This window comes from Bacillus sp. MM09(2025), from assembly GCF_050496725.1.
In the GTDB taxonomy this organism is placed as follows: Bacteria; Bacillota; Bacilli; order Bacillales; family Bacillaceae; genus Bacillus; species Bacillus pumilus.
On sequence record NZ_JBNWEN010000004.1, the window covers coordinates 489,032 to 515,266 of the forward strand.

Annotated in this window: 24 protein-coding genes; 5 read left to right on the plus strand and 19 right to left on the minus strand. The window is 41.7% G+C overall.

Going from position 1 to position 26,235, the window contains the following annotated elements; translation table 11 throughout:
• Position 1 precedes the first annotated feature (1 nt).
• From ACQYAC_RS08920 to ACQYAC_RS08935, 4 genes are all read right to left on the minus strand, one after another.
• Positions 2-223: a spore germination protein gene (locus ACQYAC_RS08920; protein WP_034317131.1), complete on the minus strand. Its 222-nt coding sequence runs from the start codon at positions 221-223 to the stop codon at positions 2-4.
• 100 nt (positions 224-323) lie between these two features.
• On the minus strand, positions 324-545 hold the full coding sequence (locus tag ACQYAC_RS08925; protein WP_148944037.1) for a spore germination protein: 222 nt from the start codon (positions 543-545) through the stop codon (positions 324-326).
• Positions 546-616: 71 nt separating this feature from the next.
• Positions 617-1,720 (minus strand): AI-2E family transporter, encoded by a 1,104-nt coding sequence (locus ACQYAC_RS08930; RefSeq protein WP_429943133.1) that lies wholly within the window; start codon positions 1,718-1,720, stop codon positions 617-619.
• Between the two features lie 185 nt (positions 1,721-1,905).
• On the minus strand, positions 1,906-2,142 hold the full coding sequence (locus ACQYAC_RS08935) for a YuzF family protein (RefSeq protein ID WP_003213721.1): 237 nt from the start codon (positions 2,140-2,142) through the stop codon (positions 1,906-1,908).
• A 182-nt stretch (positions 2,143-2,324) separates the two neighbouring features.
• Between ACQYAC_RS08935 and ACQYAC_RS08940 the strand changes: the two genes are divergently transcribed.
• Complete coding sequence (locus tag ACQYAC_RS08940) at positions 2,325-3,809, plus strand: esterase/lipase family protein (RefSeq protein WP_429943134.1); 1,485 nt, start codon at positions 2,325-2,327, stop codon at positions 3,807-3,809.
• Here the strand turns inward: ACQYAC_RS08940 and ACQYAC_RS08945 are convergent.
• From ACQYAC_RS08945 to ACQYAC_RS08980, 8 genes are all read right to left on the minus strand, one after another.
• Positions 3,806-4,339, minus strand: coding sequence for an HD domain-containing protein (locus ACQYAC_RS08945; protein WP_003212819.1), 534 nt, complete (start codon positions 4,337-4,339; stop codon positions 3,806-3,808). The genes ACQYAC_RS08940 and ACQYAC_RS08945 overlap by 4 nt on opposite strands.
• Before the next feature lie 145 nt (positions 4,340-4,484).
• Positions 4,485-5,228 (minus strand): (S)-benzoin forming benzil reductase, encoded by a 744-nt coding sequence (locus ACQYAC_RS08950; protein ID WP_429943947.1) that lies wholly within the window; start codon positions 5,226-5,228, stop codon positions 4,485-4,487.
• 99 nt (positions 5,229-5,327) lie between these two features.
• Positions 5,328-5,822 (minus strand): type VII secretion protein EssA, encoded by a 495-nt coding sequence (essA, locus tag ACQYAC_RS08955; protein ID WP_323639234.1) that lies wholly within the window; start codon positions 5,820-5,822, stop codon positions 5,328-5,330.
• On the minus strand, positions 5,803-8,700 hold the full coding sequence (gene esaA, locus ACQYAC_RS08960; protein WP_429943135.1) for a type VII secretion protein EsaA: 2,898 nt from the start codon (positions 8,698-8,700) through the stop codon (positions 5,803-5,805). Before esaA ends, essA begins: the two co-directional genes overlap by 20 nt.
• The gene (essC, locus tag ACQYAC_RS08965; RefSeq protein WP_429943136.1) at positions 8,697-13,172 is read right to left on the minus strand and encodes a type VII secretion protein EssC; all 4,476 of its coding nucleotides are present in this window, start codon (positions 13,170-13,172) and stop codon (positions 8,697-8,699) included. Before essC ends, esaA begins: the two co-directional genes overlap by 4 nt.
• A 51-nt stretch (positions 13,173-13,223) precedes the next feature.
• The gene (gene essB, locus ACQYAC_RS08970) at positions 13,224-14,528 is read right to left on the minus strand and encodes a type VII secretion protein EssB (protein WP_429943137.1); all 1,305 of its coding nucleotides are present in this window, start codon (positions 14,526-14,528) and stop codon (positions 13,224-13,226) included.
• 14 nt (positions 14,529-14,542) lie between these two features.
• The gene (locus ACQYAC_RS08975) at positions 14,543-14,782 is read right to left on the minus strand and encodes an EsaB/YukD family protein (protein ID WP_003213579.1); all 240 of its coding nucleotides are present in this window, start codon (positions 14,780-14,782) and stop codon (positions 14,543-14,545) included.
• A gap of 95 nt (positions 14,783-14,877) precedes the next feature.
• Positions 14,878-15,171: a WXG100 family type VII secretion target gene (locus ACQYAC_RS08980; RefSeq protein WP_003213769.1), complete on the minus strand. Its 294-nt coding sequence runs from the start codon at positions 15,169-15,171 to the stop codon at positions 14,878-14,880.
• 404 nt (positions 15,172-15,575) lie between these two features.
• Here ACQYAC_RS08980 and ACQYAC_RS08985 point away from each other — a divergent pair, with 404 nt between their 5' ends.
• The 3 genes from ACQYAC_RS08985 (at position 15,576) to ACQYAC_RS08995 (ending at position 18,764) form a co-directional block, all read left to right on the plus strand.
• Positions 15,576-16,805, plus strand: a complete 1,230-nt coding sequence (locus ACQYAC_RS08985; RefSeq protein ID WP_429943138.1) for a PucR family transcriptional regulator — start codon at positions 15,576-15,578, stop codon at positions 16,803-16,805.
• Positions 16,806-16,915: 110 nt separating this feature from the next.
• The gene (ald, locus tag ACQYAC_RS08990) at positions 16,916-18,052 is read left to right on the plus strand and encodes an alanine dehydrogenase (RefSeq protein ID WP_061409499.1); all 1,137 of its coding nucleotides are present in this window, start codon (positions 16,916-16,918) and stop codon (positions 18,050-18,052) included.
• A gap of 115 nt (positions 18,053-18,167) precedes the next feature.
• Positions 18,168-18,764, plus strand: a complete 597-nt coding sequence (locus tag ACQYAC_RS08995) for a biotin transporter BioY (RefSeq protein ID WP_058013777.1) — start codon at positions 18,168-18,170, stop codon at positions 18,762-18,764.
• Positions 18,765-18,829: 65 nt separating this feature from the next.
• Here the strand turns inward: ACQYAC_RS08995 and ACQYAC_RS09000 are convergent, their stop codons facing one another.
• From ACQYAC_RS09000 to ACQYAC_RS09010, 3 genes are all read right to left on the minus strand, one after another.
• Positions 18,830-19,606 (minus strand): sporulation protein, encoded by a 777-nt coding sequence (locus ACQYAC_RS09000; RefSeq protein WP_429943139.1) that lies wholly within the window; start codon positions 19,604-19,606, stop codon positions 18,830-18,832.
• A gap of 177 nt (positions 19,607-19,783) precedes the next feature.
• On the minus strand, positions 19,784-21,112 hold the full coding sequence (locus tag ACQYAC_RS09005; RefSeq protein WP_429943140.1) for a Na+/H+ antiporter family protein: 1,329 nt from the start codon (positions 21,110-21,112) through the stop codon (positions 19,784-19,786).
• A gap of 141 nt (positions 21,113-21,253) precedes the next feature.
• On the minus strand, positions 21,254-22,744 hold the full coding sequence (locus ACQYAC_RS09010) for a leucyl aminopeptidase (RefSeq protein ID WP_058013774.1): 1,491 nt from the start codon (positions 22,742-22,744) through the stop codon (positions 21,254-21,256).
• A 327-nt stretch (positions 22,745-23,071) separates the two neighbouring features.
• On the opposite strand from ACQYAC_RS09010, the gene ACQYAC_RS09015 reads away from it, so the two are divergent.
• Entirely contained in the window at positions 23,072-23,548 is a 477-nt protein-coding gene (locus tag ACQYAC_RS09015; RefSeq protein WP_003212726.1) for a divergent PAP2 family protein, read from the plus strand.
• Positions 23,549-23,590: 42 nt separating this feature from the next.
• Here ACQYAC_RS09015 and ACQYAC_RS09020 read toward each other — a convergent pair whose 3' ends face one another.
• From ACQYAC_RS09020 to ACQYAC_RS09035, 4 genes are all read right to left on the minus strand, one after another.
• Positions 23,591-24,235 (minus strand): 3D domain-containing protein, encoded by a 645-nt coding sequence (locus tag ACQYAC_RS09020; RefSeq protein WP_410582329.1) that lies wholly within the window; start codon positions 24,233-24,235, stop codon positions 23,591-23,593.
• A gap of 99 nt (positions 24,236-24,334) precedes the next feature.
• Positions 24,335-24,655 carry a YuiB family protein gene (locus tag ACQYAC_RS09025; RefSeq protein ID WP_003212933.1) on the minus strand — a complete coding sequence of 107 codons (321 nt, stop codon included), beginning with the start codon at positions 24,653-24,655 and terminating at the stop codon, positions 24,335-24,337.
• 81 nt (positions 24,656-24,736) lie between these two features.
• Positions 24,737-24,862, minus strand: a complete 126-nt coding sequence (locus tag ACQYAC_RS09030; RefSeq protein WP_429943141.1) for a YuiA family protein — start codon at positions 24,860-24,862, stop codon at positions 24,737-24,739.
• Between the two features lie 129 nt (positions 24,863-24,991).
• The gene (locus ACQYAC_RS09035; RefSeq protein WP_161808666.1) at positions 24,992-26,209 is read right to left on the minus strand and encodes an NAD(P)/FAD-dependent oxidoreductase; all 1,218 of its coding nucleotides are present in this window, start codon (positions 26,207-26,209) and stop codon (positions 24,992-24,994) included.
• Positions 26,210-26,235: the final 26 nt, after the last annotated feature.

A 26,235-nucleotide genomic window follows, 5' to 3' on the forward strand; every position in this document is an offset into this window, starting at 1 on the left:
GCTACGCATTGAAGCTCTTCTGCTGACTAATAAGATTTGAATCCCAAACAAATGTGACATTTGGACTGTTAAAAAATTGGACGAAGTCACCTGCATTATACGTACCTGATCCACCGGCAGAGTGATCGACACTTTTTGGCGAAATGGCAAAAACATCACCGAAATGTGCAGAACCATTTCCAATTACACGGTCAATATGAATAGGCCCAACAATCGCTGGCATCTTTCCACCACCTTTACTCCCCTCATCATATGCCTATGAGGAAAATACGTGTCTATCCAATATAAAAAAGACAGCTGATATGTGAGCATCAGCTGTCTTTCTATGCATTAAATGATTGAGGCTGGCCAAACAATGTGAAATCCCAAAGCATCGTCGCATTCGGATCACTTGTAAGTGACATATAATCACCTGAATTAAAGGCTCCAGCCCCTCCAGTCGAGTGGTTTACAGCTAAAGGGGCAATGGCCAGTACATCACCGAAAGTAGCTGCACCATTTCCTCCTAATGACTCGATATGAATAGGTCCAACGATGGCAGGCATCAGAATCTCCCCCTATCTGCTTATGTCAATCATCTTATGCAAAAAGGGAAAAGTTGTGCATATGCCCTGCCTTAGACGTTTAAATGCTGTTCTTTACGAGACCGCTGACGCAGCTGAACCAATCTGACAATATTCAGGGTGATGGCTTTGAGCAGTGCATAGACAGGAACCGCAAAGATCATGCCAAGGATGCCGCCAAAGCTTCCTGCCCCAATTAATAACAGGATAATGGTCAAAGGATGTGTGTTCAGGCGTTTCCCAATGATCAATGGAGAAATGACATTTCCGTCAATTTGCTGCACGACAAGAATCACAATCACTGTCACCACTGCTTTTCCAGGCGAATCAAGAAAGGCAATCAGTACAGCTGGAGCCGCTCCAAGATATGGTCCAAGGTATGGAATCACATTTGTGACCGCAATGATAATACCGAGAATAAGCGCATATTTCACACCAATTAATAAGTATCCAATAAAACAAGCGACTCCGACAAACAAACAGACAATAATCTGCCCCTGTATGTAAGCTGCGAGCGTGTCGTTTAATTCTTTGAAGATCTTCAGCCCTTCCTTGCGGTAAGGCATTGGTAAGAACTGAACGAGCTTGTCCGGAAACTTATGCCCGTCTTTCAGCATATAAAATAAAATAAATGGAACTGTGATGACGGCTAAGGCAATATTCGCAATCACGCCAAACACCGCAGACATGCTTGAAGCAATGTTTTCCGGTAATGCCTTTAATGACGAAACGACCGTCTGTTCAAATTTTGAGACAGACACATAATCTTGGCTCATCATCCAAGTAAATGTTTTAGAATGCGAAAAGTCATTGATAAATTTCTGCATGTCCGTCACATAACCAGGGAAGCTTTTGACAAGTCCACCGACCTGCGAGATAAGCACCGGTCCAGCAGCATTGACGATAAACGTGATGAGTCCAATGAACAGGAGATAAATGATCAGGATAGCGAGAGTTCTAGGTATTTTCTTGGACAAAAATTGAACAATTGGATTAAAGATGAAAAAGAGAATACCCGCTAGCAAGATGGGGACAAACAGTGTTGATGCAAATAAAATAATCGGCTGAAATAAAAACGAAACCTTTGTTGATACATACACAATGAGTAAAACAAGTAATATTTGGAATGTCCAAAAATGAACTTTAGATTTTAACAAAGATGCTCCTCCTGTTACGTATTGATCTTATTAAAAAACTACTATTCAACCCCTCTTCTGTCAACTGCTTCTTGTTTTTAGAACCTCATTTTTTGAAAAAAAAAGAACAATTGGTATATCATGCACTTTTTCCAGATATACATTCTATAAGCATGAAAAAAAGCAGACACCCATGCGTCTGCTTGTTACACTCTTTCACTGTGATCAGGCATCACCGACACGATTTGCTGGATCCGCACATAAAAAACTGATTTCGCCCCCGCTTCTATGACAATATGATCCGGCATGACTTCCTTCAATTTCCCACGGACCGTATCTTTCACTGTTTGCACAATTAATCTCATACCGACCACTTTCTGCAATGTTTGATAAACATATGGATCAACTAATGAAACAAGCTGTGGACTTCCTTGTTGTGCCATACTACCCGCCCCTTTACTTGTGTATTTACCCACAGCGTATGCATGAACCCATGTGAATGTCACTCATGGCAACCTCACAACATTAATACCATATTTTAACATTTAGTTCGTTTTTACATTTTTTAGAAGTATAATAGATTGGTGCTGCCAACAATTTAAATCATTTGAAGAGGTGAATTTTCTTGAAAAAACTCATTTGTATTGTTGCTGTCATGCTCTTTCTATCCTCTGCAAGCTATGCGTATGCAGGGACAATTGGAGATCCCCCAGGGACGCCAGGAAAGTGGTTTAAAGGAGAAGAGCCCATTCAAAAAGACGGGTCAAAACCACCACTTGTTTTTGTTCATGGTATTAACAGCTCCTCCTACACTTGGTCCAACCGAAACGATATGGCAAAGCAGGCTGTTCAGAACGGATACGAAAGCGCATTCATAGATTTGCACCCAGATCAGGACATGAAAAAGAACGGCAAACTATTAGCAGAAAAGCTCAAAGAAATCTATGACGCGTTTGGTAGAAAACTAATAGTGATTGGTCATAGTAAAGGAGGGATCGATACACAGGCCGCCCTAGTGTATTTCAAAGCACATCCCTATGTGGAAAAGGTCATTACTCTTGGCTCTCCTCATAACGGGACACCGCTTGCGGATCTAGCATATAGCAAAGGTGGGAGCTGGCTCGCGCAAATTCTTGGACAAAAAAGCGAAGCGCTTTATTCTTTGCAAACTGGTCTGATGGCAGCTTTTCGAAGTGAAACCGACCAGCTAGAGGCGTTCCCCAATAAATATGTCACCTACTCTGGTTCGGAATGGGGAACATTTGGCGGTGCGCTGTATTTAGGCGGCATGTATTTAAAGAGCTTTGGTACAAATGATGGTGCCGTCACAGTAAACAGCACAAAACTATCCTATGCAAACAATATTTTAACTGGAAAATGGGATCACTATTCAATCAAAAACGGAACAAGTATGTTTCCTGTGTTCCAGCATCAGCTGCTGGCAAATGCCTCGAGCGCTGAAAATAAACATAAAGAGGAACAAGAGCCCGTCTCTGCTGAGCTCAATACAGATGTTTATGTGACAGGTGGAGAAAGTGAAAAGGATAAAACAGAAGCGTTCTATGTAGAGGAAGGAACGAATGGCTTATCGATCCAGTGGTTAAATGAAAGGCAGGAGACGCAGCCCGAAATTATTGCTCCAAATGGAGACGTCTTAACAAATCTTAAGACATCGGAAGCTTCTTTCCCATATGAAGGCGCATATTCACACCATGTGAAAATCAATAAACCCGTTCCTGGAAAATGGACGATTCAATCGAACTCTGGAAAAAGTGCTCCTTATCTGCTGCTTGTATCTTTTGATTCACCATTAAATGAAGAAATTAAAGAAGCTGCTTCGAAGTCAGGAGGTGCATCGACCCATTCAAGCGGTCTAATTAAACGGTTAAGCAAATCTGTGGAAACCAATTACTTTAAAGACGCACAAAAGGATCATCCAGTGAAAACAAGTAGCTCATCAGCTATTCAATTGAAAAAAGAAGGTACTTATTCCGTCACGGTACAATACACTGGACTCACTACGTCAGGGACATCTGCGTTTAACCGTACCGTTATTCGCACATTGTATGTTGATCAGCACGGAACGATTCATGGAGACATTCCATATTAAACAGAGCGTTTCATGGGCTGAAGTGCCTGCTGCACTTTCTGATCCAAATCGGCAATTTTCTTCATTGCCAGTGATTCGTCAATTTGTCTGTAATGGTGGTGTCCCCCTGGCTCTTCATCCATTTCATCTGCTTTCTTCACAATTTGTTGGAGTGTGTCCTTATGAAGGTCGCCCTCTGGCAAATATGAATCTGTATGAAGCAGAATCGCAAGTGCAATATCTTTAGCTGCTTTTGGTTCCTCCCCGAGCCGTATGAGCAGTTTATGTGCCCGCTCTGCACCTTTAATGGCATGAATATCATTTCGTCTATATGTCTCGTAATCCCATTCTCCGCCGGCTGTATACCATTCATAGTGGCCGATGTCATGCAAGAGTGCTGCTTTCACAGCGAGATCTGGGTTAATTCCAGCCTTCATTGCCAGCTTGAATGCGTGATAAGCACAAGCAATCGCATGGGCTTTTCCTGAACGATTTAAATATTTTTGAGCAACTGGATGGGTGTAAACATCCATTAATGTAACCTTTCTCATGGAAACCCCTCCTTATCTATATTTTTAGCATCCTAACATATTCTGAAAAGAAACTCAAATGTTCTGTTATATTTTCTATGAGTCTCAAGATTAGCTTATGTCAAATCAGCCGGTTTTGCTTGTACAAGACGGAAAAAAGCAGTCGTTATGACTGCTTTTTTCCATACTCTCGTGCATCATATACGCAGCCTCCAGCTGGATCATCCGCTATAAGATCGAGCAAAATACATGCGACTTCATCTGGACTCTTCAGTGTGCCTGTTTCATATAATTGCTGAAAACGATCAATTTGTTCGAAGTCCTGTTTTGAAGATTTTCGAATCTCTCCCTGCATATCTGTATCAATCGTGCCTGGGGAAAATGAAAACGTGTTGATTGGATACGCCTCGTCCTGCTGTTCCTCATGCAAAGTCCTCATAAACATATCAAGTCCTGCCTTTGAGCTGCAATACGCACTCCAGCCTTTATAAGGATTTTTCGCCGCTCCAGAAGAAAGATGAACGATCGTTTTCTTTCCATTAAATGATTGAGTCTGTTTAACAAACACATGGCTCAGCAAAACAGGAATCACAAGATTCAGCGTATAATGCTGATGAAGCGTATCCTGTCCGCCTTGCCCCACACGCTTGATTGGTGTCACCATGCCAGCATTATTGACGAATAAGATGTCATCAGCTGCTGTCAGTGTTTGCGGCGTGAGACAATCTTGAAGCCATTGGGCTGCTGCTTTCTCATCTGTCAGGTCGACTTGTGTATGTGTGAGCTTCGAATGAGATATTGGTGATGCGCTTCTTGCTGCCGTGTACACATGATCTCCGCGTGAGAGCAGCTGGTTCACAAGTGCTAGGCCAAATCCTTTTGATCCGCCTGTAACGATTGAAATTCGAATGACAATCTCCTCCCTTGTTAACCTTATTTTACGTAGTGAAACGGTATGACTTCAAGCAATGTGCATAAAGAAAAACCTGCCTCTTTTTAAAGAGACAGGCTATTTCTTTTCAGCCTTCACATTCACCTTCGGAATCAGAATGAACATCACAACGATGCCAAAGACGATCAAGAAACCAAAGATGATCGGAAGCAGTGCGGATGACTGCTTCTTGTGATCATCGCCAGAAGGTGCCGATACAGCAGCATCTCGAAAAGAGATATTCATCTCTTCCATCATGTGAACTGATGTTTTGGGCGGGTTCTCTTTTAGATCACTGAAAAGCTGCGGAGAAAGAGACCCTCCCGGAGTTTTAGGCGGTTCAGCAAAATGAATGTCTGTTTTAACTGTTGATGTCTTTTTGCTTTGTTCGTATTTCGTTTGATCCCTCAATATACTTGAGTTAATATTGAGTTCTTTTTCTTGATATTCATTCGGCTTGACATTTGTATCCGTATCTTCACCAGCAGCGAAAGCAGCAGGAATGAGAAGAAAAAGGGACATGACACCAAGTGCCATCCCTTTCACGAACAGATTAAGCCTCATGAGTGACATCACGTTCCTCTGTTTTATCTTTCCATAGCTTTGTCACAAGCGGGATGGCCATGAAGAGGACAGTTAAAATCACTAATCCTATCACACCCATTCCAAAGTGATCTCCATTTCCATATTGGATGGACAAGTACACGTCTGTCACTGGATTTGTGAAATGGAAATTCGGCATCACCAAATCAATTAATGGTGCGACAAAGAAGAAAATAAGCGCTGTTGCTGCCATCCATCCGGCAATGGAGCCGAAAAGGAACGCCGTGCGAATAAAGGCGGAACAAGCCACTAATAGTAAAATCGTGAAAATGGACCACTGAATCGCTTGATCATCTGCAAGCTTGTAAATGTTCAGTCCGAACAAGCTGATCATAAGTCCGACTAATAGATTTAAGATGCCAAATAGTGCACCTTTCACCAGCATCGGAGCTGCCGCATAATACGAGCTAAAAAAGCCAATTAACAAACTACTGATCATCACAATGACCAAAATGACCACTGGCGGTACAGTCTGCGTTTTTTCTTCTGGTACATCACCACTGATTTTCAGTGGATTGGCTAAGTGATTATACACATAGTTGCTATTGCCTTGATCACTTAATGTGTTTCCTAAAATACCTTTTAAATCTTGCTGAACAAGCTTCGTGGAATGAACATTCTTGCTCCAGTTTTCATTCAGCGTATCCGCTTTTTCTTGGACCGTCGTCACACTCTCTTCAATGTTATTCGTATAATCCACCACCCCTTTTTGGCGGTCGGTTAACGAACTCATATTTTCAGAAAGTCGAAGCACTTCCTGACCAATTGAATCATGCGCACTGACAACAATTGAACTGCCTGCAAGTTCTGCCGTATACACTGCATCTCCTTGATCAGCCATTTGCTCCGCAACATTGTCCGCACTTTCAGAAATTGTGTTTAATTCCTGTTCCATGCTTGCCTGCTGAGTCGAAATGTATTCTGCATAGCCATCTGAAAACTTCTGCATCTCATCAATAAAAGTCGACACATCCTCGTTTGACGTCAGCATTTGTTTTTTGAGCGTATCCCAGTTTTCTGTTTCCTCTTTTTTGATGGAGAGGATTGACTGGATATTCTCTTCTTTTGCGTCATATAAAGAAGAGTTATTAGATGGTTGATAGACATTTGCGATCATCAGCTCTAGCTGAGAGAGCTGATTAGAATACTCCATTAATTTTTTAGTTCTTGTTGATTTTGTTTCAAATTTCTCCTCAAAAAGATTGTCCTTAAATGCTTCACCAATTGGTGAGTTTCTGCGCTTCAACTCTTTTACTTTGCTTACAATGGATGATTCTTGATTTTTGATTTCATTCGGAATAATGTTATATCGATCTTGTAACCATAGGAACATCTTTTCAAGCTTTTCAACTTTTTTCGTCAGTTTCTCAAGCTCTTTACTCATTTGACTCACTTTGTCTTTCAATTCGTCATTATGAGCAGCCGCTTTTTCTTGAATTTTCTTTTTCACTTCATCTAAGCGAGTTGATAGTGCTTTTAGATCATCCTGCGATGAATCCTTGCTGCCGGTATCTGGCTGAGCAGGATTTTCAACGTTCTCTCCTTCTTCCCCATCTTCGGTCGAAGGCGGTGTCTCCTGTTCTCCTAATTGATCCGCAAGGTCGTTCATTTCTATTGAAATTTGAGAGAGCTCATTTGTTTCTTCATCTAGGTTAATCCCAATCTCTTCTGGGTTTTCATTATCTTGATCTGATTGCCCGTCATCTTCAGAATCAACTGGCGGCTCAGGCTCGTCCATCAACTCTTGCCTTTTTGCCAATAGCTTCGTTTGCAAGGCTGATATCTTATTTCGATAGTCTTCTAAATAACGGTCTTCATAGTTTTTAATTAGTTCCTTCTGAGACGCTATTACAAGTTCCGTTAACCCCGTTGATTGCTTAGGAATAGCGTCCTCTCTTGACTTTTGAACAGATTGGATGGCGCTGTCCGTTGTGTTTAGCTGACTTTGTACCCCGTTGATGTCTGTTTTTAGTCCGTCCATTTGATCACTAAAGCTGCGGGCATTTTGGTTTTGGATATCAGCGAGCTGTTTGAGCCCCTGCTGGATTTGTTTTTGGTTTGTCGATTGCGCTTTGATCAAGAGGTCCTTTTGTTTGTCTTGATACTGCTGGTATTGATCGACTACTTTTACAAAGTCCTTTAACTGGTTCTTTGCTTCTTCTGTTGTAGTCAGACCGTCTTTATACTGTTTCTGCGAGTCAGTCATCGCATTTTTTAATTCTTCTATTTGTTTCTTCTGCTGCTGAACGGCGTCTGATAGTTTGTTTGAATTCGGCTTATAGAAGTTATACATTGTGTTTTGGAATTCGACTTCTTTCCCGACAATATGTTCAAACTCTTCTCTGACATTGCCGATTTCCTGTGATACAAAACTCCAGTATAACGTCGACATCTGTTCATTCATTTTCTTTTGCGCATTTTCCAGCTCTCTTTGCACTTTCTCTTTATTGACTGAATTGAGCTGATCTTGAATGGAAAATTGAATGGATGCCTTTTCAGGATGGTCTTTATCATAGCTCAGCACATTTTTAGAGAAATCAGACGGAATATAGAGGACAGCGTCATACTTTCTGCTTTTCAGTCCATTTTCTGCCGCACTCCGATTCACTACGGTCCATGTATAATCTGGACGCTCTGATAATGCGGCGACAACATCCTGCCCGAAGCGAGCGGTGTTTTCACTTTCGCTCGCACCCATATCCTCATTGACCACAGCAATATTACGTGTGGCATTCTTTTTCTGTTTTGCCGGGTCATCTCCAATGAGGTGGAAAAATAAAACCGGCAGAACCAGAATCAATATCATCGTCGATACGATTTTGATGGAGCTTTTTTGCTGCTCTGTCATTGAACACTCTTCCTTTCTACCGCACATAAAGGAACCTGGATTTTCTTCTCTTTCCCGTTTTCAACCAAATACCCGAAGCCTGGCTGAATATCTGGTTCTTGTCTTGCATACGGAAGCGGTATGATGTTTTGCTCTGATTTTTTCATGAGTAACATAGCATGACGAACTTGTTTGATTTCATTTGTGAGTGCATCATAGCCTTTACTGAATTCGGTATGATTTCCTGACGCAATCAGGCTAAAGCCTAGGTGTGCATATGACTTCATGAAATCAGCCAATTGATCTTGAAGACGCGGATCGATTGTCTGCTGAAAACGCGTAATGCCATCAATCACAAGCACAATTTGAGAGAACGACAACTGATCAGTCTCTCCCCGGCGCACAGCTTCGACGTACATCTCTTCACGCACCTTGAATAAACGATCTATTTCCTCGGCCCATTCGGTGATATCATCCTTTGTTTCAAGGTAATCAATGTTCTCTTCTTTTGCATAATGAGAGAGACCCCGATCAATCGAATCAAAGACGGCCAGCTTCTCAGGTTTTGCTGCTAATAGCTGATCAAGCATCAGTTTTGTCACATTTGTTTTCCCTCGCTGCGTTTGACCGATGATGAGGCAGTGTTTATTCTTCTTCAAGTCAAAGTAAACAGGAGCAACAGATTCCTCATCTAGTCCGACTGGAATGTCATACGGCTGTTTTTGTTCTTCTAAGCGACTCTCTAGCTCCCAAATGGTTAGTTTATCAGGAAGCATTGGTACAGGTTTTGGTTTTTCAGCTGATTCAAAGCGATCATGAAGAAGCTGGATCTCTTGTTTCAAATGCTCAAACAGCTCAAGATCGTTCTCTCCTTCAACTGGCAGGAACATTTGTGCAAAGTAAAGCTCTTCTTTGTTGATAATGACTCGTCCTGGAATCGGCTCTAAGCTAAATTTCGGTCTGCCAATAATCGAGTACGCCTCTCCTTGATCCATTAAGTAATGGACGACCTTTGTTTTCAAGTTGTTCATAAGAGATTGACGGACTGCGTTTACCCGAGTCGCTGTAATCAAGAAGTAAATTCCTAATGATTGCCCATCACGGCTCAGCTGGATAAATTCAGATTCAAGTTCATGCATTTCGTCTTTGACAATGTCAAAGTTGTCGATCACGATGAAAATGAATGGAAGCTTTTTCTCATTTAAGGCGTTGTACATTTTGATATGACTCATTTCTTGCTGTCTGAATAATCGCTTGCGGTATTCAACCTCTTCCCGCAGACGCGTCATCGACTTTTGAATCTTTCTCATTTGATCCATTAAGAAATAATCCGCTGTGTGCGGCAGTTTGGCTAACGGAAGCAATGTTCCGTTTCCAAAGTCATAAATATACGCATGCCATTCTTCCGGTGAATATCTCTCCGCAAAGCTCATGAGCAGTGTTGTTGCAGCAAGCGATTTTCCGTAGCCGGAGGAACCAAAGATCCCAATGTTTCCATCCTCCATCATTTGATAAGAAAGTGGATGCTGGCTTTGTTGATCTGGCTCATCGACAAGCGCAAAATGGAAGACATGCTCTTCACTTGACGCGTAACGTGATTTTGGAATCCGTTCTTCGAGCGGTGGAAGCCATGGACTTGGGAGCTTCTCAATCCCAAGCTCCTGCTGCATACGTTCTATTTCATCCACAACAGCAGAAATCTCCGACACTGTCTCTTTTTTCACAGCCGGCTCTGTGCTCACCCCTGATAACGGAATAAGTCCAGTATCAGTCACAATGGCAATATCATCTTCTGATCCGTAGCCATCTTCCATATACGGCGCACCGCTCCAAGCTGATTGGAACAATTCATAGATTTCATTGTTCCCCACTTGTAGGTAGCCGCGGCCTGTAACGGTAATGGACGCCGCATCACTATTTTTCAATATTTCCTTACTGTCTGACGCATCTTGTACTTTTAGTGCGACCTTAAAGCGGGAGTTACTCCAAATCTGATCATCGATGACTCCGCCTGGCTTTTGGGTAGCCAAAATGAGATGAACCCCGAGGCTTCGGCCGATACGCGCAGCACTGACAAGCTCTCTAATAAAGTCCGGCTCTTCACTTTTTAATTCTGCAAACTCATCAGAGATTAAGAATAAATGAGGCATTGCCTGTTCAGCCTTTTTCTCCTTATAGAGCTTCGTATAATCATTGATGTGATTCACATGATATTGATCAAACAAGCGTTGTCTTTTCTTCAATTCACTTTTAATTGAGGCAAGCGCTCTTTCACTAAAATTCTTACTGCCTTCAATATTGGTGATCGTGCCAAGTAAATGAGGAATATTCCGGAACGGCTGCGCCATTCCGCCTCCTTTATAGTCAATCAATAGGAAAGCGACTTCATGCGGATGAAAGTGTACAGCGAGCGATAAAATGTACGTCTGTAAAAATTCACTTTTCCCTGACCCTGTTGTTCCCGCCAACAGGCCGTGTGGACCGTGTGCTTTTTCGTGCAAGTTCAGATCCACAATGTCATTTTTCCCTTTATAACCGATTGGCACAGAGAGTGATTTAGCCGTTTCTGATGTGAGCCATTTTTCACGAATACCAATCTCGTCTACCTGTTTGGCATGAAAAAGATCAAGGAAGGAAACCGTTTCAGGAATCGAATTGGTCATGCCAACTTGATGATCTAATGTTCTCAGCGTTCTGGCAAACAGCTCATTGTCCACGCGCTCATGTGTATCAAGCTGAAATGGAATTCGGACGGCTTTCTTGTGCTGAATGAGAATATCTCCTTCTTCTTCGTTAATATAACGGACAAGCGTCGAGATATTTTCAGCTAAGCTTTCCTTTGTTTCAGCAGCAAAAATAATGGAGATGCCAAGGTCCGTTCGGCTGCCTTCTAAATATTCTAAAATCACATGTTCAGCAATGAGCTCATGATTTGTCACGATAAACACAAAGTGAGGCGTAAAGATCTTCTTCTCTTTTTCTTCTTCTAGATCACGCTCACGTAAAATTTCATAAATTGAGGACAACAGCTGGTCGCGTGTTTGTTCGTTGTAAATAAACCCTTTGCCATATGTATGAGGCAGCTGGAAATGCGGAAGCCATTTCATCCATTCCCAATTCTCATACTCCTGCTCATGAAAAATAAACACAAATCTTAAATCATGATAGCTGTGCGAGAAGGCAAGCTGTCCGACAAGCTGATGAAGCTCCTTTTTCACAATGGCTGGCTTTCCAATCAATCCAGTTGGGCCATCGGCAAGACCAAATGTGATGGGTACATCCTTCACTTCACGATAGACCTGTTGCATATGCTGCGTTTGTTCCATTAAGTCATCAATGTCACGATTGGCCATATCGCCGCCGCTCATCGATAGTTCATAGCTTGATGGGACTGCGCCCGTCCCAAGACGCAGCTGCAAGAAATCATCACTCACAAGTGTTTTTTCCCAAATTCGGCCGCTAATTTCTGATGTTAAATACTTCATTTGTTCAAAAGACGGATAATGATACGTCAAAATATATTGCTGGCGGTCGTAGAGCTCTTGCAGCTCTTTTCGTTTATTTTCTAAGTAAAGAGAATAGACTCGCTGTCGTTTCTCTTCCCGTCTTTTACGTTGTGATTTCTCTTTAAAGTATTGAACAGACGATGTGATTAACGTCATGATAAACATCGCCATCGACACGACAATAAAGATCCCGCGGGGCTGGATCAGAGCGACAATTCCCATTACGAGAAGCATCACAAGCGGCGGGAGGACAACAAGCCAAAGCCCTCTGCTGTTATTTTCACTTTCCTGCGAAGGAAAACTAAAGGAAACCCGGTCATCTGGCAGATCATAAATTAAACGCGGTGTTCGTCTATATAAAGGATATTTTTGTTTTGTTTCTGTGCTAGGTGCTCTTGTTTTTTCCAAACGTGTTTGAAATGGTTCATATGCAGTCACCTGCAATAAATCATCATCTTTCAATGTCACCGTTAGAAAGTTCCAAAACAGCTCATCTCCAGCATCAATTGTCTCTGGACCGTGAATTTTTTTCCCGTTCACATAAATCGTTTCGTCCTGAGGCATGACATACCAAGTTCCTTCAATTTTCTCCAAAGTAAACTGGCTCGCATCTTGAAACATGGAATGCGCTTGTTCTTTCCACACATCGATATCATCTTTGTTCTCACGTGAAAAAGACAGCTCGACTCTATTTCCTAGGTAATAAATGTGTTGATCATGATGTGCTTCCATTAAAATAAGTGTCAGTATACCAAGCTTATACGGTTCATGTAGAAGTAATGTGCCTTTCTTCTCTTCACCCTGATAAATGGAAAAGCCATCATTCGGTTCATCGGGAGATAAACGGATGACCCCTTCATCAAACGAAAGTGAAGGGATTGTCACCGTATGCTCTATTTCAGGTCCAATCACAGCTTCTCGATTGAACTGCTCGTCTAAACGGACGGTTTGATAATCCTCCTCATAAAATACCCAAAGAAGACTCAAACGCTCCACCTCCTCATGGGACAGCACCAACTGTCAGTTGTATCGAAAGAATTATTTTTTCTCATCTTTTTTCGTCTGAGAGGTTTTCTTTTTCGCTTCAGATTCTTTCTCTTGATCGGTTTTTGACTCTTCTTTTTGTTCAGCTGTTTCATCTGTTTGGCTTGCGCCCGAGGAGTCATTGGTGCTTGTCTCCGTTGTTTCTTTTTCTTCATATTTCGCCATTTCCTTAATGATTGGATCTAGCTGTTTTTGTTTTTCTTCTGCAGAAAGACTGTCATCGTTTTGAATGTCATTGCGGTAGGCGACGAGTGCTGTAAATATGTACCGGTCGTCTCCAAGTACACGTGCAATATCAAGTGCTTCCTTGCTATTGCCTTGTCCAATATGAATCCAGAAAAGGAAATATTGCGGATCAGTCTGTAATGTGTATGTATCTGTGATTTCTTTTTTATGCTGATCGAGTAACAGATTGCCTTGATTTGTTTGTACATATGAAATGGCCAGTTCATATTGAAGAGAGACCGGCATTTGATTGGCTGAATATTTTTCTAACGTATCCACCACTTGGCTGTACTGTTTGTTGAGATAATATTTGTTTGCCTCGACATACGCTTCTTGTTTCGGCATCGCAAAAAAGAAGGTGTAAATGGTGTACACCAAAGCAGGGATTAATAGGACAAGCAGACCTAGTCCGACATATCGTTCAACCTTCCATTTCTTTTTCGGAATGGTCAATAGCATTTTCTCTTTCGTTTCAATCGCTTCGATTTTTTGCTGAATCAGGGCAGACAATTCTTCCAAAGACCGCGTTTCGCTGATTTCTTTTGCCAGTTCAGATAGTTTCAACGTTTCGCTGTACGCCACATATTCTTGAAACTGATATTCATGGTCCACCACTCGAAGAATGACGGCTTTGACTTCTTTTAATAAACGATGTTCCTCTGTTTCATATGGCGGGATGCTTTCTTTGACGCCGTAATGCAAAAATGCAGGAGCTAAGCCTTGATGAAAAACAATGTTTTCAGGAGAAACAATAGGATGCAGCCGCTTCACGTCGTGTTTGCAAACTGCATCGACAAGCTGGTATGAAAAAATCCATTTGCTTTTTTCATCCTTCGCATGGATGAAACGAAATTCCTGATAGGCAGGAGGCGGTTGAATAGAAATGATGACTTCATCTTCAGTTAGTTGAATCTCTTTTTTGAATGAAGGGTTGATGTCTTTGATCGGTGCTGCTTCTAAACCGTCTAAGAGTTTAATGGTCTCTCTTTGAAAAATGAAGCTGTAGGTGCCGCCCTCTTTTTTCATCACTGCTTCTAATTGTTCTTCTAAATAGGAACTCTTTTTATCTGCCATTTACAAAAGTCCTTTCATAGTATTTCCAGCCTGTCTCCTGTGGTGATTCCACAGTCTGACAGCTTATATTCGCCTGAAAACACAGCTTTCTTATTGACTACTCGCACCCAGCCGCCTTCTCGCTTAGGAAGTGAGATCTGTTTTGCCTGCCAGGCGATATGGATGACTTGTTTAATATGTAAATAATTTGATAGTCTCAAATCAAACACACTGCCATCATAATTTTTTAAGTCGATGGTAATATCGATATACACAAATTTCCACCTCACAAAATAGAAAGAGCGCCGGCATCCATTGACAGACTCGGCGCTTTTTCTGCTTTTCACACTTAGAAAGGAAATCCCTTTGATTAGCCGCGGATTTGGCTGGCGATGTCTTGGTCAGTGCTTTCAAGTGTATTTGCCGTTTGATCAAGCTGATTGCTGACATCTGTTAATAGATCAGACATTTTGATGAATGAAGGCTTTAACTGCTCGTATTGATCAGCAAATGCTTCACTAGAAGCACCTTCCCACATTCCTTTTAAATCTGAGATCATTCTATTTAGACGATCAACTTGGTTTAACACTTCTTGACTTTCAACACCATATTGCTTAGCGGTCGCTCTTAGTTCTTCTGGGGTTACGCGAATAATTCCTGACATATTCCTCATTACCTCCCGTGCATAGCCGCCATATAATGGGCTAATCCACTTATTTTTTGACGTTATTATTATAAAAACAGAAATGATACACAGTCAAACAAATCTGTTTTTATTTTACAAAATGAGTCTATAGAATTACTGTATTTTCGCTTTTTATCTAGTATTTAACATTTTTTTGGTCATATATTCTCAATAAGTGTAGACACACTTCACTGAATCTTTCCGCCTATTGATTTATTACTACGTTATTATTGTACTATTTCTTTTTCGCCTTCTTTCAGCATGATACGCTCGCTTCTCATAGCGATCTCTTTTTTAAATTTATGGCATTTTGTTATTGATTTACGTACCGCTTTCTCTTCATAATGTAAGTACGTGAAATATTCGAAAAAGCAGGGGTTTTTATGACAAAAAAGACAGATCCATTTAAGTATAGTCTTGATCGTTTAGAGGATGTGGCAGACCAAATTAGTGATGTGCTCAATTGCCCTATTACTATAGAAGATACGCATCATCGATTGCTGGCTTATAGCACACATAATGATTTTACTGATCCCGCCAGAACTTCAACCATTATCTCCCGCCGTGTACCGGAAAAAGTCATTAATCGGCTTTGGAAAGACGGCATCATTCCTACACTCCTTAAAACAGACGAACCGCTTCGTGTCCCTCAAATTGCAGAGGTGGGTTTATCTAGCAGGGTGGCCATTTCAATCTGGAAGGACAAAGAAGTACTCGGATTTATCTGGGCGATTGAATCCACACAGCCTTTTTCAGAAGAAGAAATGGACCTTCTGAAGATGGCAGCACATGCTGTTAAAAACAAATTACTTAACTTACAAATTCGCAAAACGAAAACAGAAGAACGCAATCAGGAGCTTTTTTGGAAGATGCTCACAGGTCATATTCATGAAAAGGATGAGATGCTCGACCTATTTTTAAGACTCGGCATCAGATGTCCAGACACGTATGCCATCATCATCTTCCGACTTCGTGATGAACTCACAGAGGACACAGAAAAAAAGCTAGCTTATCTGCTTGAAACAACGCAGCAAGTCCAAGTGTTGTTAACGACTGTTGATTTTCACGAATTCATTATTCTTGTCTCACCAAAAACAGAGCACCCGCTGCAAGATATTAAACAATTCACAAGCGGCATGCTGCAGCAGCTGTCTGACCGTTATCATATCCAGCACGTTCAAGCGGCGATTGGTGGAATTTACGATAACATCTCTCATATTCAGCCATCCTATAAAGAAGCACTTGCTGTACTAAAAACAAAAGAACGCTTCCCTGTTGAAACTGAACGTTTACACAGTTTTTCTGAACTCGGCATTTATCAATATTTAGATGTCCTCGCTGAAAAACGAAGGGGCTCATCTTACTCCAGTTACTCCTTATCAAAGCTGGAAGATTACGACCTGAGGCATCATTCCAACCTAGTCGAAACCCTTGAACGATTTATTGACTGTGACAGCAATGCCAATATTGCGGCAAAGCAATTAAACATCCACATCAATACATTGAATTACAGATTAAAACGCATTACTGACATTGCAGAAATCGATTTAAAAAACATGAATGAGAAAATGACTATATACCTTGATATGAAGCTAAAAAACGTCCATTTGTGAAATTTCACAAAGAGGCGTTTTTTTATTTTTTATTTCAACCGAAGCATTTTTTAAACATTCAGGATACACTAGACATACAATATGAATAGATAAGCATGGGAGGAATAAACATGATCATCGGCATTCCGAAAGAGATTAAGAACAATGAAAACCGAGTGGCATTAACACCAGGAGCAGCTTCTCAATTACTTTCAGCTGGACATCAGATTTTGATTGAAACAAACGCTGGTTTTGGAAGCGGATTCACTGATGACGATTATGTATCTGTTGGTGCAGAAATTCTTGATCAAGCGAAAGATGTGTGGGCATCTTCTGATATGATCATGAAGGTAAAAGAACCATTACCTGAGGAATATTCATTTTTCAGAGAAGGACTGATCTTATTTACGTACCTGCACCTTGCGGCAGAGCCCTCCTTGGCTGAAGCTTTAAAACAAAAAGGCGTCACAGCTATTGCTTATGAAACAGTAACGGACGGAAAATCACTCCCTCTCTTAACACCTATGTCTGAAGTGGCAGGCAGAATGGCCGCTCAAATCGGTGCACAATTTTTAGAAAAACCAAAAGGCGGTAAAGGCATCTTACTCGCAGGCGTACCAGGGGTATCAAGAGGGAAGGTCACCATTATAGGCGGCGGTGTTGTTGGAACAAACGCAGCGAAAATGGCGATTGGACTTGGCGCAGATGTCACTCTGATTGACGTAAACGCAGAACGCTTACGTCAGCTGGACGATCAATTTGGTCATCAAATGAAAACGTTAATGTCTAACCCTGTCAACATCGCCGATTCAGTCAGTGAGGCCGACCTTCTCATTTGTGCGGTATTGATCCCAGGTGCCAAAGCACCGACGCTTGTGACGGAAGAAATGGTGAAGCAAATGAAGCCCGGTTCCGTCATCGTAGACGTAGCCATTGACCAAGGCGGCATTGTCGAAACAATCGATCATATCACAACACATGATCAACCTACTTATGAAAAACACGGTATTTTACATTATGCTGTCGCCAATATGCCTGGAGCCGTTCCACGGACATCGACTGTTGCTTTAACAAATGTCACCGTTCCCTACGCACTACAAATTGCTAATAAAGGCGCTGCAAAAGCCATTCAAGAAAACAAAGCCATCGCAGAAGGTGTCAATGTCATGAACGGACATATCACATATGAAGCCGTCGCTCGTGATCTCGGCTATGATTATGTACCAGTTCATCAAGCGATCGATGCGTCTTCTATGACAGAAGCTTAATACAGACCCGCCCTTTTGATGGGCGGGTTTTATTGTTAACCAATATTAAAAACAGGTTGACAAACAACCTTCATCCCCTTAATCTATTTGTACAGATAAGACAGGGGGAAACATCATGCAACAGAAAACAAGAACCGCTGATTTTGTGCTAGTCGGAATGTTTGCTGCACTCATGGCGATTGGAGCCAATATCACATCCATTGTGCCGTTTTTGCAGGTCGGCGGAATTCCACTTACGATGCAGCCGTTTTTTTGTGTACTTGCTGGTCTTTTGCTCGGTAGACGGCTTGGTGCATTAGCGATGATTGTATATGCCTTGGTTGGAATTGCTGGCGCACCTGTATTCGCACAGTTCTCAGCAGGCTTTGGAGTGATTTTAGGCAAAAGCGGTGGTTTTGTCTTATCGTATATTCCTGCTGCCTGGCTAGCTGGATTCATTTTAGAAAAAAGAAAAAATCCTGGCTTTGGCCGCTTTTTGCTTGCAGCTATTGCAGGTACGACCGTCATGTATATGATCGGAACGACTTATACGTACCTCGCATTAAATGTGTGGCTGAATGCACCTATTTCCTATCAAACCACGTGGTTCTTTATGATCTGGTTTATGGTGAAAGACTACGCATTGACGATATTGCTTGCAATGCTGGCCCCTAAAATTTATCGCTCTGTTTCAAAAGCCACGTCCTTTCGAAAACAACAAGCCGCATCATAATTGCAGACATCATCTACAAGTCGCATAGAAAAGAGCCTGTCTTCATTCAGGCTCTTTTTTCATCATTATTCCGCGTATTGGTCGATGATTCCTTCTAGCATCCCTTCAAGCACTTCTACATCTTCAAGATCTGATGGACTGAAGCGGTAGCGCACAAGCTGTTCTCCATCATGATACATCTCCTCAAGCCACCCTCTGAGTCCTCTTGCTCTGCGGTCGACTTCGAAAACAATGTCTAACCCGCCTTCATCTATCAGAAAAATCAGCTCTAACTCATCAAGCATATAACGATAGTCGTCTGATGTCGGAATAAACTCAAATTCTTGAACAAATGGCAGACGACGCTGAAAGTAAGGTGCTTGTTCACAGTCCGCTTCGTTCAGGTGGAAGCCAAGGTTTCTAGTGGCCTCCAGTACATTTCTCACCCAAGGATGTGCTTCAACGAAAATGCGGTCATAGTCAGATTTATCGATTCCTCCTTGGATATCAAGGTCTGTCATTACTGCAATTTCTACTTTTCCGATCGTCATCGGGGTATCGATAGGAAGAATAAATGAAAACGGAAATTCATGCTTTTCTCCAGGCTGGGTGATAAAAGAATCCGTCACCCGTAAAGTAAAGATATTCACATATTTTCTATGCTCTTCATCATCTTTCACAATCACATATTGTGTTTGAATCTTGACATTGATATAGCGGATGTCCTGAGAGATTTTCCCGCCCTTTACATGGACAGTTCCCCTTACCTCTTGTCCTGGATAATAGGCGTTTTTCTCCAAAATGGTATCTACTTTCGCTGCACCAATCCCAGCACTTGCCGCTAGCTTTTTAAAAAATGACATCTCTCATCTTCCCCTTTTCATTTTTATCAGCATATATACGTAAGAAAGAGAAAGAAAGATTCATTTAATTCATACTTTAGACCTAATTATTTTTCACCTTCAGAAAGTGAACAAATGGATAAAACATCACAAAAAAAGCTTATAGAAAAAACAACGTTTTCTCTACAAGCTTTCATGTTAAAGAATAATTGCCGCAAGCCAGCCGAAGAGGACAAGCGGAACATTATAAAATACGAAGGTTGGAACACAAGTACCCCAAATGTGGTGATGCTGTCCATCCATATTCAATCCAGATGTCGGTCCAAGCGTACTGTCACTTGCAGGTGAACCTGCATCGCCAACAGCCGCAGCTGAACCAATAATAGCAATGGTGGCTAGTGGGCTAAATCCTAAGTGCATACATAACGGAACAAAAATGGTTGTAATGATTGGAATCGTCGCAAAGGATGAACCGATCCCCATTGTCACAAGTAAACCAACTAATAGCATTAAAATGGCCGCAACGCTTTGATTGTTTCCAATGAACTGAGAAGATGCTTTCACTAGTTGTTCAATATCTCCTGTTTTCGTTAATACGTTGGCAAATCCAGCCGCTACAAGCATGACAAAGCCGATAAATGCCATCATATTCATACCGGAAGTAATCAGCGCATCCGCTTCATCTCGTTTCATCATGCCTGTGGCAAACAGAACAAGAAGACCTGCCAGTGCACCGAAGATCATTCCTTCCACACCAAGGCTTTGAGATAAATAAAGCTGGACAATAAGTGAGACAAGGATAGCTAGCACTGCAAGCAATAAGCTCTTTTTCGTATAAGCTGATTTTTCTACGTCCGTGATATCTCGATCCTCATATACCCTTGGTTTCCGATACACGAAAAGTGAAACAAGCAGCCCGAGCACCATGCCCCCTACAGGAATTAGCATGGCTAGTGGAACATCTGATAATTGTACAGTTAATCCTGCCTCTTTCATGTTATCACGAAGCATTCCGTGGAAAATCTGTCCAAAACCGACTGGAAGTAAAATATATGGTGCAGTGAGTCCGAAGGTCATGACACATGCTAGCAGTCTGCGGTCAATTTGAAGCTCGTTAAACACTTTTAATAATGGCGGAATTAAGACCGGAATAAAGGCAATGTGAACCGGAACGACGTTTTGTGAAAAACACGATACGATCAAAATCACAAGAATGATCAGTACTTTTGATAATGTTTTTCTTTTTGAGTCGCCTTCTTTTCCTAAAAGCTTCACTGCTCCTTCAACCATGGCATCTGGAAGGCCTGTTTTCGTCAGCGCCGCAGCAAATGCCCCTAAAAGCGCATAGCTAATCGCCACTGTCGCATTTCCTCCGAGCCCATCAGTAAAGGCTTCAACTGTTCCTCCAAGGCCTAATCCACCTGCAAGTCCGCCAGCTAAAGCACCAAGTGCGAGGGCAATGACCACATTGACCCGCAGCAAGCTTAATATCAACATTAAAAGAACCGCTATCACAACTGCATTCATGATGAAACCTCCGAAATCCTTTAGTTTACTAATGTAGTAGATAATTAAAGTACCAACGTATGTTACCATAGAAAATTTTCTTCGTCAAATGGCGTATGACCTACATAAAAAAGGCCCTGCCAGTTGGCAGAGCCTCATCCTTTATTTCTTTCCTTCAAATCGTTCCACAAATGTGGCCAATGACCGCACCATCACACCTGTCGCTCCTGTTGGCCCAAAGCATGAAGGCTTTTCTGTTGTAGCTGTTCCTGCAATATCCAAGTGAACCCAAGGCGTATCCTCAGCGAATTCACCAATGAATGCTCCTGCCATGATCGCATGTCCATCACGGCCTGGTGAGTTATTGAGATCCGCCATTTTGCTGTTTCGTACGCGCTTTTTATCTTTTTCGGTGATTGGCAGCTGCCAAATCATTTCACCGCATTCTTCTGATGCCTCTTTAAACTGGGCATACAGTTCATCGTTATTTGTCATGACGCCTGTTGTCTCATTTCCAAGTGCCACAATGACTCCGCCTGTTAATGTCGCCACGTCTATAAGAACAGAGGCACCGTGCTGCTTCGCATATGTCACCCCATCTGCTAAAACAAGACGACCCTCTGCATCCGTATTCAGCACTTCAATTGTTTTACCGCTAAGCGACACAATGACGTCATCCGGTTTCATAGCATCAGCCGAGATCATATTATCGGTTGATGCTATGACAGCAATGACATTTTTTTCTGGGCGCAGTTCACCGATGATTTCCATGGCACCTAAAACAGAGGCTGAGCCGCCCATATCAGTTTTCATTCCAACCATACCGGCTCTTGGCTTTAATGAATAGCCACCAGTATCATACGTGATGCCTTTACCGACAAGCCCAATCACGTCCGTCCAGTCTTCCTTGCCTTGATATTTCAGAACGATGAGCTTTGGTGGTTCTGTTGAGCCTCTATTGACAGCTAGAATCCCGCCCATCCCGAGCTCTTCCATTTGTTCTTTATCTAAAATTTCAATCTCAAATTCGTATTTATACGCAAGCTCTGCCGCGTACGAAGCCAGATCAGAGGATGTGAGCATATTCGGCGGCATATTCACAAGGGTACGGGCTGAATTGACGGACTGTCCGTAGACTTCGCCCACTTTCAGACTTGCCTGAATTTCTGCTGTATCATGATCCGTCGTTGCATAAACAAACTCGATGAAGCGATCCGGTTCATTTGTTTTATGTTTAAAATCTTGTAATTCATATGTAGCTAAAAGGCAGCTTTCAGAAAGGGCATGGGCTGCATCTTGGGCAGGCAGATCCTTTCCAATAAACGTATCCAGCAAGACAGAAACCGCTTGCTTTTTATCTTGATGAAGCTTTTTAAATAAATGGGCAAACGCTTCTTTTGCCTCTTCAAACGTGTAATCTGATTCCTTCCCAAGCCCGACAAAATAAATGCGTTTGATGCCTGTTTCAGGGGACGGGAAAAACTTCGAAAGCTGATTTCGTTTAGATGAGATATCGCCTTCTTTTAATAATTCAGTGATTCGTCCTTCAAGTAATTCATCCATTTCTTTTGCTTTTCCTGATAATTGGCTCTTTTGAAAAAGTCCAATCGCCAGTGTATCTTTATGTTGCCATTCATTTGTCGAGAAAAACATATTTATCACACGCTCCTTCAATGAACTCCATTTTTCACATTGGAACTTCTATTATATCAAAATTTGCGGGTCTATACGATCATTGCCAAGCTGTCTTTTCTTGATGAACATTTATATTTTCACACGCGGAAGGGCATCATGAAAAAGCGATGAAAACTTGTACAGCCCCCCTGCACTCTCCTCGTTCCACATCTACTTTCTTTAATGTTATAATTGAACATGGACTTGGCAGCCTTTTGAATCTGCTATCATTTTTTCATCATACTAGGGTACACAGTCCATCATTTTGCACGATATTTTTTCTTACAGAGAGGATGTTTCTTGTTCATGAGCGTACTGACGAATTTTCCGCTGCTTGCCAGCCTTGCAGCCATCTTTTTTGCTCAATTTGTAAAAGTACCGATTCAATTTATCATTTCTAGACGACTAGATTGGTCGCTCATTACAAGCACAGGCGGAATGCCAAGTTCACACTCCGCAGCCGTAACAGCACTCTCAACAGCAGTGGCTTTAGAGCACGGGCTAAATACATCGATCTTTGCGATTTCCGCCATCTTTGCGATTATTACCATGTTCGATGCGACAGGTGTGCGCAGACAGGCAGGAGAACAGGCGACTGTACTGAACAAGCTGGTAACAGATTTTAACCGATTTGTTTCTGAAGCAAAGAATTTCCCGAGTGCGGAAGAAAAAGAAAAGCAAAAGAAATTGAAAGAGCTTCTTGGTCATAAGCCGATTGAAGTCTTCTTTGGCGGCTTAACAGGGATCTTACTGACACTCATCTTAGATTATTACTTCATGTAGAAGCGAAAAAAGCTTTGGACCTTAAACTTGTCCAAAGCTTTTTTATTCTTTATTGGCTTGAAACTGCTGACGGAATACTTGCATGGATTTTGCTTCATTCAGCTGGTTTAAGTCATTTTCCGTTAACGTTCCTTCTCCCTTTTTGATGATATACACATCGAGCACTTTTTTACCCCATTCTCTATACACATCATCTACGGTTTCATAGTATAAATCCAGCTTATGACCTTTAATGGCTTTTCCCGTATCTGCGACCACTCCGTAGCCGTAGTTTGGGATAAAGAGCACCGTTCCAATCGGAAAGACTGATGGGTCAGCAGCCACAGTTGAATATAAATCACGTTTCACTTTGACGCCTGAATATGTAATGCCATATGCATGGTGTTCCTTCGTTTTACCTGTTGATTCAACACCTGCTGTATAGCCTGTGGCAACAACCTTTTGCTTCGGGTAATCGTTCCAATTAAATGCTTCTTCGAGAGAAATAGCCCGCAAGTCATCGCTTTTGAGTGCCATCGTTTCTCTTTTTTGCTGTTGGAAAAAAGAAGATACTTGCTTGCCAGGATCAGTCTCTTTCACCCAGGCAGCTACATCACTTGGTTCAACGCCAGATATGCCCGTAAAGCTTGTCAAAAGAGCAAGCATAAAAAGGGCTGTCATGAACAATCGTTTCATCCATGTTTTCATCTTTATTTGTCACTCCTCTACCCATCTATTTGTTTCCAAACGAAATGGAAACTATGCAAAGGAGAAACAAAAAAACTCACTTGCCTATCCACAAGTGAGTTAAAACATTTGATATCCTCTTTTTCGAAGTGCATTAATGACAAAACCTGATGCAATTGCACCAATCAGACCACTTAACAAGATTATGATATCAGCCGCAGCGAGAGAGACTATGCGGTCCCCTATTCCTGAAAAAGCGATGCCCGGTTCTCTGACATAAGCGATCATCTTTTGATTATTGATAATGAAAAGGCATACAATTGGATATAAAATAGCCATAATCCATGACATTCTCAGCAGCATATTGAGCAAAAAGCCAATGCCGAAGAATAACACGAAAAATAAAATAACGGAAATAATAACGACTGGTAAACTGATCACTTCATCTCCACCCCCAAATATCCCATCATTAGTTTAACTTGGAAATAGAGATGAAGTCAATCAATGGAAAAAGCAGATGGATTAAAGCTTCTTTCCTGTCCCTTTACATTCCTCACATGTTTCAGATCCGCCGAGCAATAGCTGAAAATATCCTTTCCCCGAACAATATTGACAAGTAGGCTTTTTTTCTTTTGTATGTGCATTCATATTGTTCACTCCCTTAATCTAAATTTTCTGATAATTCATCATACCATACTTTACTGCTAATGACCAAGTAAGAAAATATGCCAAAAAAAAACGTGTATCACGAGGATACACGTTTTTGTCTATATCGGTTTAGAAGAACTTGAATTTTCCTTTTTTCAGAACAAGTCCTGGTCCGCCAACCATGAATAAAGAACGGTTGTCGATGATTTTCTTCATTGCTGAAGCTTTTGTTCCTTGAAGTTTTTTACCAAATGCAACACCTACAGCGTCGTGTTCACCAAGAGAAGCAACTGTTCCTTTGATGTCTGGCTTAAAGCTTTCAAGAGAACCACCTTTCACTAGTGCTGCAAGGTTTTTCGCTACTGTTTCACCTTGCTGCATCGCGATTTGTGCAGTTGGTGGGTATGGACGGTTGATTTCTTCATTGATGATCAATGAACAGTCACCGATGATGAATACATCATCATTTTCTGGTACACGAAGATCTGGAGATACTTTTACGCGGCCGCGCATGTTTTCAAATCCAGCTTCTTCAACGATTGGGTTACCGCGTACACCAGCAGCCCAAACAACAGTTTCAGCTTTGATTTCTTCAGTATCATCGTCTTTTCCAACAATGATGCCTTCAGGCGTACATTCTTTGATCGCTGTACCAATTTTGAACTCAACGCCTTTTCCTTGAAGGTAGTTCATTGCATAGTCGATCAATTCAGGATCGAATCCTGGAAGAGCTGTTGGTGCAGCTTCTACACAGATGATGCGCACGTCTTTTTGATCAATATCATACTCTTTGCAAAGCTCAGGTACACGGTTTCCAAGCTCACCAAGGAACTCAATACCTGTGAAGCCCGCACCGCCGACAACGATTGTCAAGCGCTCTGGACGTTTTTCAGCTTCCGTATTATATGTCGCAAATTGAAGCTCAATGTGCTCACGAAGCTGACGAGCAGAGTTGATGTTAGAGATTGAGAATGCATATTCTTTCAATCCTGCAATACCAAATGTTTCAGGAACAGCACCAAGCGCAACAACAAGGTAGTCGTAAGAAAGTTCGCCATCTGATGTCACAACTTTCTTCTCTTCCTTATTAATGCTTTCAACTGTTGCTTGTACAAAGTTGACACGGGAACTGTTAATCACATCTTTGATTTGATAACGACAGCGGTCATGATGAAGTGTACCTGCACTTGCTTCATGTAACCATGTTGTTTCGTAATGATAATTATGCTTGTTCACAAGAGTAATGTCCGCATCATTTGTGCCAAGCTGTTTTGTTAATCTTGTTACAGTCATTAATCCGCCATAACCTGCACCTAATACAACGATTTTCGGTTTATTCACTGGAATCACATCCACCTTTTTTAAATTTGCTG

Excerpts from the sequence above, each read along its gene's own strand:
- ACQYAC_RS08985 (WP_429943138.1), top strand. The coding sequence starts at position 15,576 with ATGACAAAAAAGACAGATCCATTTAAGTATAGTCTTGATCGTTTAGAG.
- ACQYAC_RS08980 (WP_003213769.1), bottom strand. The coding sequence starts at position 15,171 with ATGTCAGGAATTATTCGCGTAACCCCAGAAGAACTAAGAGCGACCGCT.
- ACQYAC_RS09000 (WP_429943139.1), bottom strand. The coding sequence starts at position 19,606 with ATGTCATTTTTTAAAAAGCTAGCGGCAAGTGCTGGGATTGGTGCAGCG.
- ACQYAC_RS08925 (WP_148944037.1), bottom strand. The coding sequence starts at position 545 with ATGCCTGCCATCGTTGGACCTATTCATATCGAGTCATTAGGAGGAAAT.
- ACQYAC_RS09020 (WP_410582329.1), bottom strand. The coding sequence starts at position 24,235 with ATGAAAACATGGATGAAACGATTGTTCATGACAGCCCTTTTTATGCTT.
- ald (WP_061409499.1), top strand. The coding sequence starts at position 16,916 with ATGATCATCGGCATTCCGAAAGAGATTAAGAACAATGAAAACCGAGTG.
- ACQYAC_RS08995 (WP_058013777.1), top strand. The coding sequence starts at position 18,168 with ATGCAACAGAAAACAAGAACCGCTGATTTTGTGCTAGTCGGAATGTTT.
- ACQYAC_RS08945 (WP_003212819.1), bottom strand. The coding sequence starts at position 4,339 with ATGAGAAAGGTTACATTAATGGATGTTTACACCCATCCAGTTGCTCAA.
- ACQYAC_RS09030 (WP_429943141.1), bottom strand. The coding sequence starts at position 24,862 with ATGAATGCACATACAAAAGAAAAAAAGCCTACTTGTCAATATTGTTCG.
- essB (WP_429943137.1), bottom strand. The coding sequence starts at position 14,528 with ATGGCAGATAAAAAGAGTTCCTATTTAGAAGAACAATTAGAAGCAGTG.
- ACQYAC_RS08935 (WP_003213721.1), bottom strand. The coding sequence starts at position 2,142 with ATGGCACAACAAGGAAGTCCACAGCTTGTTTCATTAGTTGATCCATAT.
- ACQYAC_RS08920 (WP_034317131.1), bottom strand. The coding sequence starts at position 223 with ATGCCAGCGATTGTTGGGCCTATTCATATTGACCGTGTAATTGGAAAT.
- ACQYAC_RS09015 (WP_003212726.1), top strand. The coding sequence starts at position 23,072 with ATGAGCGTACTGACGAATTTTCCGCTGCTTGCCAGCCTTGCAGCCATC.
- esaA (WP_429943135.1), bottom strand. The coding sequence starts at position 8,700 with ATGACAGAGCAGCAAAAAAGCTCCATCAAAATCGTATCGACGATGATA.
- essA (WP_323639234.1), bottom strand. The coding sequence starts at position 5,822 with ATGTCACTCATGAGGCTTAATCTGTTCGTGAAAGGGATGGCACTTGGT.
- ACQYAC_RS09005 (WP_429943140.1), bottom strand. The coding sequence starts at position 21,112 with ATGAATGCAGTTGTGATAGCGGTTCTTTTAATGTTGATATTAAGCTTG.
- ACQYAC_RS09010 (WP_058013774.1), bottom strand. The coding sequence starts at position 22,744 with ATGTTTTTCTCGACAAATGAATGGCAACATAAAGATACACTGGCGATT.